Below are 12,997 nucleotides of genomic sequence, written 5' to 3'. Positions count from 1 at the left end.
TCGGGCACGGCTGGAGAACTCATATGTCATTTGCACTCCCCAACGGCCCCGGCCGGGTCGGGTTGATCGCGGCATTCTGCGCGCTATCGCTTGCCCACGCCGAAGTGCCAAGCTTGCCGGCAAGCTACGCCGCTAAAACGGCAGCCACCATCGCCACCGCACTGCGCGAGCCGCTCGGTGCCGATCTGGCGATCCGGCTGGCCTTGCTCAACAACCCGCAATTGCTGGTGCAATACCCCGAATGGGGGCTTTATCCCGATGGCCTGCTCGCCGCCGGCGTACTGACGCAAGCCAAGCTCTACGACGGCATCCTCGGCCCGTCCCGCCCGGCGACGCGGCCGCTGCGCCAGGCCATGCTCGACGTCGTCAAGGAGACGCGCGCAGCGTGGCTGGCGCTGGCGCTGGCCGAACGCCAGCGCGAGATCGCCGACCAGCTGGCCGAGGCCGCGTCGGCTGCGGCTTTACTCGCCGCCGAACAGCAGAAGGCCGGCAATCTCAGCGACTACCAATCGCTGCCCAAGCTGCAAACGCAATTGCAGGCCGAGCGCAATCAAGCCGATGCCCGCCGAGCCTACGCGCAGGCGCACGGCCAACTCGCACGCTTGCTGGGCCTGCCTGCCGCCGCCGCACTGCGCACCAGCGGCCTGCCGCCACTACCCGCGTCACCGCCCAAGCTCGATGCCGCCAGGCTCACCGAGCTTGCGTGGTCGCGGCGTGCCGACGCCCGCGAGCATGTGCAGGAGGCCAAACGCGTGGGCTACAGCAGCGGCCGGATACCGACGCCGCTGGCGCTACCGTTGTTCGGTCCCGACGGCAGTCTGCCCGGGCGACCGCTGGACGACTTCCCCACCGCCTGGCATGAGGCGCAGGCCTTGCGCAATGCCATCGCCCACGACGTCGCCGCCAGCGTTACAGCAACCGACACCGCGTGGGCGCACGCCGAGACGCTGCAAAACCGCCTGCTTCCGGCCGCCAAGCGACTCTCCGCCGAAGCGCTCAAGCATTACAACGGCATGCTGATCGGCGTGTACGAACTGATCGATGCCAAATCCGCCGAGCTGACCGTCGCCGCCGACACTGCCCGGGCGCGCCATGACTTCTGGCTGGCGTGGTGGCAACTCGAGGCCGATACCGGCGGCGCCGTCCTTCAGGAGACACCGCAATGAACCGCAGACACTTTCTCGGCAGCAGCGGTGGTCTTCTCGCCGGACTGGCGCTGCCCACGCTCGCCAGCGCAGCGGTGGCAGCGCCGAGCGCAACCGGCAGCGCAGCAAGCAGCAGCGCCGGCGGCCGCGGCTACCGGCCGGTCGTGACCCTCGGCGGGCGCACGCTCGGCTTCAGGCTTAACAACGGCGTCAAGGAATTCCACCTGATCGCCGAAGAGGTCGAGCAGGAGGTCGCCCCGGGCATGAGCGCACGCTTCTGGGGTTACAACGGCGGCAGCCCCGGGCCGACAATCGAAGCGGTCGAGGGTGATACGGTGCGCATCTTCGTCAGCAACCGCCTGCCCGAGCACACGACGATCCACTGGCACGGCCTGCTGCTGCCCAACGGCATGGACGGCGTCGGCGGGCTCAATCAGCCGCAGATCAAACCGGGCGAGACGTTCCGCTACGAGTTCAGGCTGACGAAATCCGGCACCTTCATGTATCACCCGCACGCCGACGAAACCCTGCAGATGGCGCAGGGAATGATGGGCTTGTTCATCGTTCATCCGAAGAACGCGCGCGAGCGGCCGGTCGACCGTGACTACGCCTTCCTGCTCGCCAGCTACAAGATCGACCCCGGCACCCGCCGGCCCGATCCGAGCGAGATGACCGACTTCAATCTATGGACCTTCAATAGCCGCACCTTTCCGGCGATTCCGCCGCTGCTCGCCCGGACCGGCGAGCGCGTGCGCATTCGCGTCGGCAACCTGACGATGACCAACCATCCGATCCACCTGCACGGCCATGATTTTCGCGTCACCGGCACCGACGGCGGCTGGATACCGGCGGCGGCGCAATGGCCCGAAGTGACCACCGACGTCGCGGTCGGGCAAATGCGCGTGATCGAGTTCATCGCCAATGCGCCGGGCGATTGGGCGTTCCATTGCCACAAATCGCATCACACCATGGGGCCGATGGGTCACGGCGTGCCCAACCTCGTCGGCGTTGATCAGAAGGCGGCAACCGCCAAGCTCGAGAAGCTGTTCGACGGCCAGCACTACATGGAAATGGGCTCGTCCGGCATGGCCGAAATGCAGGACATGGCGGCCATGGGATCGATGATGCCGCTACCCACCAATACCCTGCCGATGATGACCGGCGAAGGGCCATTCGGGCCGATCGAAATGGGCGGCATGTTCACCACGCTCAAGGTCCGCGATAGCTTGGCCCCGAACGATGAGCGCGATCCGGGCTGGTATACGCATCCACAAGGCAGCGTCGCCAACAAGGTCGACCCCAAGCGAACCGATGGCCTGCCGCGCTGAGCGGAGCGAGCCTGCACACACCATTCAAATACGGAGTTATCCATGAAAGCCTTTGCACTCATCACCCTGACCGTCGCCTCCTTCGCCGCAATGCCGGCTTTTTCTACCGGCGAGCATGCCGGTGGTCACGGCGGCTACTCGTTCGGCGAACCGGGCAAGGCGGCGGAGGTGAGCCGCACGATCAAGGTTCGCACCCTCGACGCAATGAAATTCGAGTTCGATCCGGCCGTCGGCACGATCAAAAAGGGTGAAACGATCCGCTTCATCGTCAGCAACCCCGGGCAGATTGCACATGAATTCGCCATCGGCGACGCGGCCAGCCAGCGCGCACATGCGCTGATGATGCAGAAAATGCCCGGCATGAAGCACGATGCAGACCCGAGCACCGTGTCGCTTGCGGCCGGCGAAACCAAGACGCTGATCTGGAAGTTCGACAAGGCGGCCAGCGGCGGCATCGTGCTGGCCTGCCATATCCCGGGGCACTACGAAGCCGGGATGCAGGCCAAGGCCGCGCTGAAATAATCCGCCTTATCCCTCAACGCCGCGCCGCACCGGCGCGGCCTCTCACCAAGGAATCCAATCATGACGCGAAAAGCCATCTTCGCCACCGCATTGCTCGCACTGTCCACCGCCGCCTGGGCGGCACCGCAAGCGACGCTGTACAAATCCCCCGGCTGCGGCTGCTGCGGCGAGCACGCCAGCTACCTGGAAAAGCAGGGCTGGCAGATCAAGCAGATCGAAAGCAATGACATGTCGGCGATCAAGGCCCGCTATCGCACCGACGCGGCACCGTCTTGCCACACCATCATCGTCGGCCAGTACGCGGTTGAGGGCCACGTGCCGGCGGCGGCGATCGACAAACTGCTGAAGCAGCAACCGAAAAACATCAAGGCCATCTCGGCGCCGGGCATGCCGGCAAACAGCCCGGGCATGGGGCCCTATGTACCGGGAACAATCGAGGTCGTCGCAATCGATGCCAACGGCAAGGTCAAACCTTGGGGCAAGTTCTAAGCCCCCCAAGCGCTTACTGATGGGCGGGCGGTGTTGTTTCACTCAGCGGCAGCACCGCCACCTCGTCCTTGTTGTCGGCGAGGATGTTGAGCGTAACCCGGCGGTTGCGGGCGCGAGCGTCGGCGGCGTCGTTCGGCTCGACCGGGCGGAACTCGGCATAGCCGATCGCCACCATGCGTTTGGCCGCGACGCCGTTCTCGGCAAAGAGTCTGACCACGCTGGCGGCGCGCGCCGCCGATAGCTCCCAATTGGAGGGAAACTGGGGCGAATGGATAGGCTGGTTATCGGTATGGCCTTCGACCTGAATCAGGTTGTCGTTGCGCTTGACGAGTTCGGCCACGGTTTTGAGCATCGTCACCGACGCCGGCTGTAGCTCGGCGCGGGCCAGGTCGAACAGCACGCTATCGCTGATCTCGACCGCGATGCCACGCTTGGACTGGGTGACGCGCACCTTGCCCTGCTCGATCAGGGGGCCAAGCGCACCGCGAATATCACCGGCCATACCGCGCATCTTCTTTGCTTGCGCTTCAAGTTCCGGCTTGCGCGCGGGTAACGATGCCGCCACGCGCGGCGGCGTACCGGCCAGCGCCTGATTCGGCAGCTTGATGAAGTTGTCGCTCGAAGGCGCCGTATCGCGAAAGGCATTCACCAGCGCATCCGACAGCACCCGGTATTTGCCTTCGTTGACCGACGAAATCGCGTACATCACCACGAAGAACGCAAACAGCAGCGTAATGAAGTCGGCGTAAGACACGAGCCAGCGCTCGTGGCTCTCGTGCTCTTCCTCGTGCCTGCGTCGTCGTGCCATGCCTTTGCCTACTTGAGCGAATAGCCAGACAGCTGCGTGCCCAGGTGCGCCGCGGCGCTGACGCCGACACGCTTGGCAAAGCGATCCAGATAGCTGGGTTGCGTGGTGAAATCGACGACGTTATCGGCCTTGATCACATCGCGCGCGACGCTGTCGAGCGAACCGAGCGCATCAACCAGCCCGAGCTTGATACCGGTCGCCCCACTCCACACCAGACCGGAGAACAGATCCGGATCATCCTGCACCAGTTTCTTGCCCCGGCCAGCCTTGACCGCATCGATGAACTGCTGATGGATCTCGTCGACCATCGCCTGCGCCTTGCCGCGCTGTGCCGGGTTCAGCGGCGAGAACGGATCCATGAAGCCCTTGTTCGCGCCTGCGGTCACGAGGCGGCGCTCGACGCCGAACTTGTCCATCGCACCGGTAAAGCCGAAACCATCCATCAGCACGCCGATCGAGCCAACGATGGAGGCCTTGTCGGCGAAAATCTTGTCCGCAGCAACCGCGGCGTAATAGCAGCCCGATGCGCAGATATCATCAATGACAACATAAAGCGGCACTTTCGGATGCTGTTTGCGCAAGGTACGCATCGCATCGTTCAACTGGCCGGCCTGCACCGGACTACCACCCGGGCTATTCACCTGCAGCACGACACCCTTGGTGTTCTTGTCGTCGAACGCAGCCTTGAGGCCTTCGATCGTCGGCCCCACATCACCCTCGTCGCCAGCGGCGATCGTGCCATCAAGCCGGACGACCGCAGTATGCGGACCGACCGAGACACTATCGAGCTCCGTCGAGCCGAACCAGCCAAACACGCCAGCCAGCAACAGAAAGAGCACGGCAAAGCCCATCAGCCGGAAGAAAATGCTCCAGCGGCGCGCATGGCGCTGCTCTTTGATGCCTGCTTGCAGCAGATCGGCCAGTGCCTGGCGTTCCCAAGGTTCTTGCATGTGTCGATGCCTTGTCGGTTCTAGGTCGGTATCTAGTTATCTGATTCAGTCGGTATCAAGCGCCAAGCCAGATGGCGCCATCACGTTCGATCACGCCGATCGGCGCGAGTTTTCGTCCAGGACAAGGCCCGCCAAGGCAGACCCCGGTCTCTGGCGCATAGTAGGCGCCGTGCGTGGCGCAGACAAGATAGCGCCGTGACAGATCGAAGAATTCGCCATCGCGGTAATCGAGCTCGACCGGGATGTGCGCGCAGGCGTTTTCGTAGGCGTAAACCTTGCCTTCGTGGCGAACCGCGAACGCCGACACCGGCACGCCAGCGCGCTCGGCTCTGAAACGCACGCCCATACCGCCATCGACCAGCGCCTCGGCAGCACAGATCGGCGCCACTTCAAGCATGTGCAAGCACCCAGCGTGTCAGCGCCGGAAAATCATCAAAAATCGCCAGCGGCGCGCACGCTTGCAACTGATCCAGCGGATGCGCACCGTAACTCATGCCCAGACTGGCGCAACCGGCGTTGATCGCCAACTGCAGATCATGGCTGGTGTCGCCGATCATCAGCGCGCGATCGGCGCTGGTGAAGGTTACGTCGAACAGCTGCTCCAGCATTGCCGGATGTGGTTTGGAGAAGGTTTCGTCGGCAGTACGCGTGGCAACGAAATACTCACCCAGACCGGTCGATGCCAGCACGCGGTCGAGGCCGACGCGCGACTTGCCGGTGGCTACCGCCATCTCGAAGCCGGCATCGGCAAACGCCGCCAAGCCTTCGCGCACGCCGTCGTACAACATCAGCGCATGGTCGCCGGAAAGGTAATGATGGCGATAGACATCGACGATGCGGCGGATGGTCGCCTCGTCGGCATCCGGCGCGAGGTATTGCATCGCCTCGTTCAGGCCGTAGCCGATCACATAGCGGGCATCGTGATCCGACGGCACGGCCAGGCCCACATCACCAAAGGCGGACTGGATCGATCTGGCAATGGTGCCGGTCGAATCCATCAAAGTGCCGTCCCAATCGAAAACCAGCAAATCAAAGCGTCGTGTCATTCGGCAAGGGTATCCAGATAGGTTTGCAATTCTTTCGGCAGCGGCGCCTCCAGCTCTAGCTTTTCGGCGGTGAGCGGATGCGACAGCGTCAAGCGCCAAGCGTGCAGAAACAGTCGCTTGAGTCCGGCACGCGGCAGCAGCCGGTTCACGGCCGGATCACCATATTTATCGTCGCCGAGAATCGGATGGCCGCTCTCGGCCAGATGCACGCGAATCTGGTGGGTGCGGCCGGTTTTCAACTCGCACTCAAGCAAAGACGAATCGGTGAACTTGGCTTTGCGATTGACCACGGTATGCGAGGTCAGGCCATCGGCCGACTTTTTCACCCGGCGCTCGCCTTCGGGCGTTTCGTACTTCAGCAGCTTGAAGCGCACATGGCTGCGCGGCTCGGGCCAAACGCCCTCAACCAGCGCCAGATAGCGCTTATCGATCTGATGATTGTCACGCAGCATTTCATGCATTTTGACCAAGGCTGAGCGCTTCTTGGCAATCAGCAAAATGCCCGAGGTATCGCGATCGAGCCGATGCACCAGCTCCAGAAATTTTGCTTGCGGGCGCTGCGCGCGCAGCAATTCGATCACCCCGAAACTGATTCCGGAACCACCATGCACCGCAATCCCGGAGGGCTTGTTGATCGCAATCAGCGCATCGTCCTCGAACAGGATCTCCAGCGCCAGCTGCCCACTGGCCGCCTGCGCAGCGGTACTGGCCGGGCGCTCGGCGACCCGAACCGGTGGAATCCGCAGCACATCACCCTCGGCCAGCCGATAAGTCACGTCGATGCGGCCCTTGTTGACGCGCACTTCACCGCCGCGAACGATGCGGTAGACATGGCTCTTCGGAACGCCTTTCAAATGGCGAATCAGATAGTTATCAATCCGTTGTCCGGCCTCTTCGGGGCCGATCTCGACGAATGTGACAGACGCTTTGCTCGTTTCAGACATATTGACTTATACTCGTTGGCACGCTGCCCGTTTTTGCTGGCTTCGCAGGCGAAATCGCTGCGACACCGCCCGGACAGCGCCGGCCTTCAACACGGCCCGTTTTTGATCCCGTTCTTTGGTTCTCAAGTCCGGATACGCCGGCGACCCCCTTCCCGCCGTACAGCATGCTGTACCCCTCACCATCTCGATCGTTTATCGAGCCAACGAGTGCGAGCGCGGGCATCGCCAGACGTCCTGCACCGAGGACCTTGTCCCGGGTTGCGGTTAATTTCGCTCACCGCAAATTAAGTAGCGATGGTAATTCATTCATACCATTCACGCACTCATCGGATTCCCGCCAGCGCCCATAGATCGGCGCTGGTTTGCCCGGCCAAGCCGGCCCCGACATTGACCCTCAAATAGTCAGATTCTGGAGCCAGAACACCCCCAGTCGCCCGTAATCGCCTTAATGCAAAGATGCGCCGAGCAGCCCTAGAAGACGCTCCGCGACATCACGCTAGCCGGGCGGCTGGCGTAGCCGGGCTTCCCTGCCGTGCGAGTGCGTGCAGGAGCCCTCATGAAACGCATGTTATTTAACGCAACGCAGGCCGAAGAGCTGCGCGTTGCGATCGTCGATGGTCAAAAACTGATTGACCTCGATATCGAAACCGTTGGGAAAGAACAGCGGAAATCGAACATCTACAAGGGTGTCATCACCCGCATCGAACCCAGCCTCGAAGCCTGCTTCGTTGACTACGGTTGCGATCGCCACGGCTTCCTGCCGTTCAAGGAAATCGCCCGTACCTACTTCGCCGATGGCGATGGCGGCCGCGGTCGCGTTGCCGATCAGCTGCGCGAAGGCCAGGAACTGATCGTTCAGGTCGAAAAAGACGAACGTGGCAACAAGGGTGCGGCGCTGACCACCTACATCAGCCTCGCCGGTCGTTATCTCGTGCTGATGCCGAACAACCCGCGCGGTGGTGGCGTTTCGCGCCGCATCGAAGGCGACGAGCGCCAGGAACTGCGCGCGGCCATGGACCAGCTGGAAACCCCGGCCGGCATGAGCCTGATCGCGCGTACCGCAGCGATCGGCCGTGCCGCCGAAGAATTGCAATGGGACTTGAACTACCTGCTGCAACTGTGGCGCGCCATCGAAGGTGCCGGCACCACACAGAACGGCGCCTTCCTGATTTATCAGGAATCGAGCCTCGTCATCCGCGCGATCCGCGATTACTTCCAGCCCGAAATCGGTGAAATCCTCATCGACAAGGCAGACATCTACGAACAAGCCCGCCAGTTCATGAGCCACGTGATGCCGGGCAATGTGAACCGGGTCAAGCTGTATCAGGACGACGTTCCACTGTTCTCGCGCTTCCAGATCGAACACCAGATCGAAACCGCGTTCGCCCGCGAAGTGTCGCTGCCGTCCGGCGGCGCCATCGTTATCGACAAGACCGAAGCGCTGTACTCGATCGATGTCAACTCGGCACGCGCGACCAAGGGTTCCGATATCGAGGAAACCGCGGCGCGTACCAACCTTGAAGCGGCCGATGAAATCGCCCGACAGATGCGTCTGCGTGACGTCGGCGGCCTGATCGTCATCGACTTCATCGATATGGAAAACCCGAAGAACCAGCGCGAAGTCGAGAACCGCCTGCGCGATGCGCTGCATCACGACCGCGCCCGGGTACAGACCGGCAAGATCAGCCGTTTCGGCCTGATGGAACTGAGCCGTCAACGCCTGCAGCCGTCGCTGGAAGAAACCACCCATATCGCCTGCCCGCGCTGCCATGGCACCGGCTTTATCCGCGGCACCGAATCGTCGGCGCTGCACATCCTGCGCATCATTCAAGAAGAAGCAATGAAGGACAACACCGGCGCGATCCACGCGCAGGTGCCGGTCGACGTTGCCACCTTCTTGCTGAACGAAAAGCGCAGCGAGCTGTTCTCGGTCGAAGCCCGCCTGAAGGTTGGCGTCATGCTGATCCCGAACACGCACCTTGAAACGCCGAACTACAGCATCGTTCGCCTGCGTCACGATGATCTGAACCTGCTTGACGAATCGCTGCCGTCGTACCGCATGGTCGAAGCGCCGAGCGAAGAAGCGTACCAGCCGGGCCGGGCCAAGGAAGAGATGGCCAAGCGTCCGGAAGCGGCCGTCAAGGGCATCACTCCGGCCCAACCGGCGCCGATCTCCAAGCAAGACACCCCCAAACCGGAAGTTGCGCCGGTCGTCATCGCCGGTCCATCGTTGTGGACGCGCGTGGTCAGCTGGTTCCGTGGCGAAGCACAGGTCGAAGCTCCGGCACCGCAAGCCGAACAACCCAAGCGCGCGCAGCAGAGCAATAGCCGCCGCGAAGGTCAGGGCCGCGGTGGTGAGCGCCGTGAACGTGGCGAACGCAATGACCGCGGTCAGCGCAACGAACGTGGCGATCGCGCCGAGCGTAGCGAAGGTCAGGGTCGTAATAACGAGCAGCGCAACGAGGGTCGCCAGGATCGCCGCAGTAAGCCGCCGCGCATCGAGGAAGATCTGAATGCCCGCCAGCAGCGCAATGAATCGCGCGAGCAGCAACGCGGTGAGCGTGGCGATCGGGCCGAACGCGGTGACAACCGTAATAACGACACGCGTAATGAGCGCAATACCGAAGCGCGCGAGCAACGCGAACCGCGTGAACCACGCCAGCCGCGTGAACCCCGCGCCCCGCGCAACGAGCGCCCGCAGCAACCTGCCCCAGTGAAAGATGAAGTGGTCGAGGTCGAAGTTCTCGCCGCAGAAGCCGTTCAGCAAGAGGGCAATGTGCCGCAGGCACCGGCGAGCGAGGCAGCAGGTGAAGGCCGTAGCCGTCGTCGTCGTGGCCGTCGTGGTGGCAACCGTGGTGAGCGCGGTGAGCAGACCGATGAAGCCGTTGAAACCAGCGCTGAAACCGCCGCATCTGCAGTCGAGGCGGCTCCGGCCGTGACTGAAGTCGCTGCAATTACCAGCGCACCGGCAGCCATCGAAGTCATCGCAACCCAGCCGGTCGCCGTCGCTGCCGCGGTGGTCGTGGCTGCTGAAGCACCCGCCGCAATCATCAGCGAAGCTCCGGCCATCGTCGAATCGGCTCCGGCCATTACCGAAGCCGTCCAGCCCGTTGAAGTTGAAGCTGCACCAGTCGCCGCAGCAGAAGCGCCGCAAGTCGAGACCAAGGCAGAAGAATCCGTCGTGGCGACCGAAGCACCGGCTGCCAAGCCGAGCCAAGCCGCCCTGTCGTTCGAGCCAGCCGCCGCTGCCGCGCCTCACCTTGAAATTGCCACACCGGAACAAGCTGGTCTGGTGATGGTATCGACGCGCAACCACGCCGAGCTCGCGCAGCCGGTGGTCGAAACCGTGGCAAAACCACGCCGCCGCCGTGCCGATACGCAAAAGCAGCACGTCAGCGTTGAGGCTTCGTCGCTACAGCAAGTGGAAACGGTTCAGGTCGCCGAGGTGGTGAACGATGAGCCGGTAGCGCCGGCGCATACCGTGCGCGCGCCGCGCCGTCCCGCTGATGCAACAGTCGATGCAGGCAATACGCCGCTGGTGCAGATCGAGACTCGCGATAACTGATCGATGTCAGCGCCATAAAAACCGCCCTCCGGGGCGGTTTTTTTGCTTCCACTCCAGTGAACGAGCCGATTCTTACCAAGAAAACTGGCTAAAGAAAGCGCCGAAAAAATCATCAAAAAGTCTTTTGAAATCAACACCATAAACCAATATGGCAACTAGGGTATATCCCTATACTGCGCAACGAAACATCCCTCTAGTCTCAGGGAATCAGGCTGCTAGTAAGCCTCACGCGGCCTAATGTGCCGCGCATGCTCACAAAGTCAAAAAAGGATTCCCCATGAAGCTGACCGCCTCTGCCCTGTTCGCTGGAATGATGGCTGCAGCCCTGCTCGCCACCACCCCGGCGCATGCCGCAGGCAAGACCTACCAGGTCGCGACCGACGCCGCCTACGCTCCGTTTGAATCGCTGAACGAGAAGCAGGAGGTCGTCGGCTTTGACATCGAAGTGCTGAGCGCCGTCGCGGCCAAGGCCGGCTTCAAGGTCAAGTTCGTCAACACCCCATGGGAAGGCATCTTTGCCACGCTGTCGACCGGCGACCGCGACATCATTTCGTCGGCCGTGACGATCACGCCCGAACGCAAGATGACCATGGACTTCTCCGAGCCCTATTTCGAAGCAAAGCAACTGATCGCGGTCGGCCCGAACAGCAAAATCACCAAGTTCACCGACCTGAAGACCAAGAAGATCGGCGTACAGACCGGGACCACCGGCGATGAAGTGACGCAGAAGCTGGTCGGCAAGACCAACCCGAATATCAGGCGCTACGAATCGACGCCGCTGGCGATGAAAGAGTTGTTGAACGGCGGAGTCGACGCCGTCGTCGCCGATAACGGCGTGGTGGTCAACTTCATCGCCAATAACAAGACCGAGAAGCTCAAAGTGATCGATGACACCACCTTCGCCAAGGAGTATTACGGCTTTGCGGTGAAGAAAGGCAACAAGGCGCTGGTACAGGAAATCAACAAGGGTTTGGCGGCGATCAAGGCAGACGGCACCTACGACAAGATCTATAAAAAGTACTTCGGCAAGTAAGCGCCAGCCACGGTAAAATCTGCAATCCATAAAGCGCAACTCGTACTCCGGGTTGCGCTTCTTTTATGCTGAAACCACACTGAGCAACATGAACTTCGACCAATTCTGGACTCAGATCCAGCAAAACGTGCCGCTCTTCGAGCACTTTCAGCTGCAAATCATCTGGGAATACCGCGCCCTGTTCATCGATGGCGCCAAGATGACGATCGGGATCACGCTGATCGCTGTCGTGCTTGGCACGCTGATCGGCCTGGTCATGGGCATGGCCCGGCTTGCCGAGGTCAAACACGGCCCGTGGAAATATGTCGTCCGCTGCCTTGCACGGTGGCCGGCGAATGCCTACGTCACCTTTTTCCGTGGCACGCCGCTGTTTGTGCAGATACTGCTGATCCACTTCGCGGTGATGCCGCTCTTGGTACACCCAGTCGACGGCATGTTGATCAGCGGCGATCTGGCCGCCGAACTGCGCCAGGAACACGGCGCGTTCATGTCGGGCCTGGTGGCGCTGACGCTGAACTCGGGCGCCTACATCACCGAAATCTTCCGCGCCGGCATCCAGTCGATTGCCAAGGGCCAGTTCGAGGCGAGCCGCTCGCTCGGGATGAACTACTGGCAGACGATGCGCTTCATCATTGTCCCGCAGGCCTTCCGCCGCATGCTGCCGCCACTGGGTAACGAGGCGATCATGCTGCTCAAGGATAGCTCGCTGGTATCGGCGATCGGCCTTGCCGAACTTGCTTATGCCGCGCGTACCGTCGCCGGCGCCTATTCGCGCTATTGGGAACCGTACCTGATGATCTCGCTGATTTATCTGGTGCTGACGCTGGTGATGGCGGCCGGGGTGAGCTGGCTGGAGAACCGCTACAGGGAAAGTGGCGGTATTCACTGATCGGTACATAGCGAGAAAACGGGCCTGATGGCCCGTTTTTTTTGGCCCCGATCCATGCAAAAAAAAAGCCGCGCCTTGTGGGCGCGGCTCTGAATTGCCGTGATGATTGCCGTGCTACAACGCCCCGGCCGGGAGGCCAGATCGATGTTCAGTTGCGGGACGCGACGCTGTGATAACCCGTCGTGCGTCTGGCCGCGTAATCAAGTGCCCGCATCGTCATGCAGGCGGTGCATACGCCCAAGGCGTTGACACGCTGATGGGTGATACTGCAATCGCGA

General features: G+C 62.1%; 12 protein-coding genes. 7 read left to right on the top strand and 5 right to left on the bottom strand.

All coding sequences use genetic code 11. The features are described 5' to 3' along the window. The first annotated feature begins 23 nt into the window (after positions 1-23). Genes JLC71_RS01695 through JLC71_RS01680 form a run of 4 tightly spaced genes read left to right on the top strand, consistent with a single transcriptional unit; the run spans position 24 to position 3,484 of the window. A complete protein-coding gene (locus JLC71_RS01695) occupies positions 24-1,166 on the top strand; it encodes a TolC family protein (RefSeq protein WP_200916960.1) in 1,143 nt (380 codons plus the stop codon). Continuing rightward, the gene (locus JLC71_RS01690; protein ID WP_200916959.1) at positions 1,163-2,473 is read left to right on the top strand and encodes a multicopper oxidase family protein; all 1,311 of its coding nucleotides are present in this window, start codon (positions 1,163-1,165) and stop codon (positions 2,471-2,473) included. Before JLC71_RS01695 ends, JLC71_RS01690 begins: the two co-directional genes overlap by 4 nt. A gap of 42 nt (positions 2,474-2,515) precedes the next feature. Further along, entirely contained in the window at positions 2,516-2,995 is a 480-nt protein-coding gene (locus JLC71_RS01685) for a cupredoxin domain-containing protein (RefSeq protein WP_200916958.1), read from the top strand. A gap of 60 nt (positions 2,996-3,055) precedes the next feature. Next, positions 3,056-3,484, top strand: coding sequence for a DUF411 domain-containing protein (locus JLC71_RS01680; RefSeq protein ID WP_200916957.1), 429 nt, complete (start codon positions 3,056-3,058; stop codon positions 3,482-3,484). Positions 3,485-3,497: 13 nt separating this feature from the next. On the opposite strand, the gene motD is transcribed toward JLC71_RS01680, so the two are convergent. The 5 genes from motD to rluC are packed head-to-tail and all read right to left on the bottom strand — an operon-like array spanning position 3,498 to position 7,232. Next, the gene (gene motD, locus JLC71_RS01675) at positions 3,498-4,292 is read right to left on the bottom strand and encodes a flagellar motor protein MotD (RefSeq protein WP_200916956.1); all 795 of its coding nucleotides are present in this window, start codon (positions 4,290-4,292) and stop codon (positions 3,498-3,500) included. 8 nt (positions 4,293-4,300) lie between these two features. Beyond that, the gene (locus tag JLC71_RS01670; protein WP_200916955.1) at positions 4,301-5,242 is read right to left on the bottom strand and encodes a S49 family peptidase; all 942 of its coding nucleotides are present in this window, start codon (positions 5,240-5,242) and stop codon (positions 4,301-4,303) included. 55 nt (positions 5,243-5,297) lie between these two features. Then, positions 5,298-5,639, bottom strand: a complete 342-nt coding sequence (locus tag JLC71_RS01665) for a Rieske (2Fe-2S) protein (RefSeq protein ID WP_200916954.1) — start codon at positions 5,637-5,639, stop codon at positions 5,298-5,300. Then, a complete protein-coding gene (locus JLC71_RS01660) occupies positions 5,632-6,288 on the bottom strand; it encodes an HAD-IA family hydrolase (RefSeq protein ID WP_200916953.1) in 657 nt (218 codons plus the stop codon). The genes JLC71_RS01665 and JLC71_RS01660 overlap by 8 nt, the downstream gene beginning before the upstream one ends. Beyond that, on the bottom strand, positions 6,285-7,232 hold the full coding sequence (gene rluC / locus JLC71_RS01655; RefSeq protein WP_200916952.1) for a 23S rRNA pseudouridine(955/2504/2580) synthase RluC: 948 nt from the start codon (positions 7,230-7,232) through the stop codon (positions 6,285-6,287). The genes JLC71_RS01660 and rluC overlap by 4 nt, the downstream gene beginning before the upstream one ends. 556 nt (positions 7,233-7,788) lie before the next feature. Here rluC and JLC71_RS01650 point away from each other — a divergent pair. The 3 genes from JLC71_RS01650 (at position 7,789) to JLC71_RS01640 (ending at position 12,719) form a co-directional block, all read left to right on the top strand. Then, on the top strand, positions 7,789-10,797 hold the full coding sequence (locus JLC71_RS01650) for an Rne/Rng family ribonuclease (protein ID WP_200916951.1): 3,009 nt from the start codon (positions 7,789-7,791) through the stop codon (positions 10,795-10,797). 310 nt (positions 10,798-11,107) lie between these two features. Next, entirely contained in the window at positions 11,108-11,830 is a 723-nt protein-coding gene (locus tag JLC71_RS01645; RefSeq protein ID WP_491523251.1) for a basic amino acid ABC transporter substrate-binding protein, read from the top strand. 88 nt (positions 11,831-11,918) lie between these two features. Next, a complete protein-coding gene (locus JLC71_RS01640; RefSeq protein WP_200916949.1) occupies positions 11,919-12,719 on the top strand; it encodes an amino acid ABC transporter permease in 801 nt (266 codons plus the stop codon). Positions 12,720-12,997 lie beyond the last annotated feature (278 nt).

This window comes from Jeongeupia sp. HS-3 (assembly GCF_015140455.1).
Classification (GTDB): domain Bacteria; phylum Pseudomonadota; class Gammaproteobacteria; order Burkholderiales; family Chitinibacteraceae; genus Jeongeupia.
This window is presented reverse-complemented; position numbering and strand designations above follow the sequence as displayed.

What these genes read in the sequence shown, in the direction of transcription:
- JLC71_RS01695 (WP_200916960.1), top strand. Translation starts at nt 24, where the DNA reads ATGTCATTTGCACTCCCCAACGGCCCCGGCCGGGTCGGGTTGATCGCG.
- JLC71_RS01690 (WP_200916959.1), top strand. Translation starts at nt 1,163, where the DNA reads ATGAACCGCAGACACTTTCTCGGCAGCAGCGGTGGTCTTCTCGCCGGA.
- JLC71_RS01685 (WP_200916958.1), top strand. Translation starts at nt 2,516, where the DNA reads ATGAAAGCCTTTGCACTCATCACCCTGACCGTCGCCTCCTTCGCCGCA.
- JLC71_RS01680 (WP_200916957.1), top strand. Translation starts at nt 3,056, where the DNA reads ATGACGCGAAAAGCCATCTTCGCCACCGCATTGCTCGCACTGTCCACC.
- motD (WP_200916956.1), bottom strand. Translation starts at nt 4,292, where the DNA reads ATGGCACGACGACGCAGGCACGAGGAAGAGCACGAGAGCCACGAGCGC.
- JLC71_RS01670 (WP_200916955.1), bottom strand. Translation starts at nt 5,242, where the DNA reads ATGCAAGAACCTTGGGAACGCCAGGCACTGGCCGATCTGCTGCAAGCA.
- JLC71_RS01665 (WP_200916954.1), bottom strand. Translation starts at nt 5,639, where the DNA reads ATGCTTGAAGTGGCGCCGATCTGTGCTGCCGAGGCGCTGGTCGATGGC.
- JLC71_RS01660 (WP_200916953.1), bottom strand. Translation starts at nt 6,288, where the DNA reads ATGACACGACGCTTTGATTTGCTGGTTTTCGATTGGGACGGCACTTTG.
- rluC (WP_200916952.1), bottom strand. Translation starts at nt 7,232, where the DNA reads ATGTCTGAAACGAGCAAAGCGTCTGTCACATTCGTCGAGATCGGCCCC.
- JLC71_RS01650 (WP_200916951.1), top strand. Translation starts at nt 7,789, where the DNA reads ATGAAACGCATGTTATTTAACGCAACGCAGGCCGAAGAGCTGCGCGTT.
- JLC71_RS01645 (WP_491523251.1), top strand. Translation starts at nt 11,108, where the DNA reads ATGATGGCTGCAGCCCTGCTCGCCACCACCCCGGCGCATGCCGCAGGC.
- JLC71_RS01640 (WP_200916949.1), top strand. Translation starts at nt 11,919, where the DNA reads ATGAACTTCGACCAATTCTGGACTCAGATCCAGCAAAACGTGCCGCTC.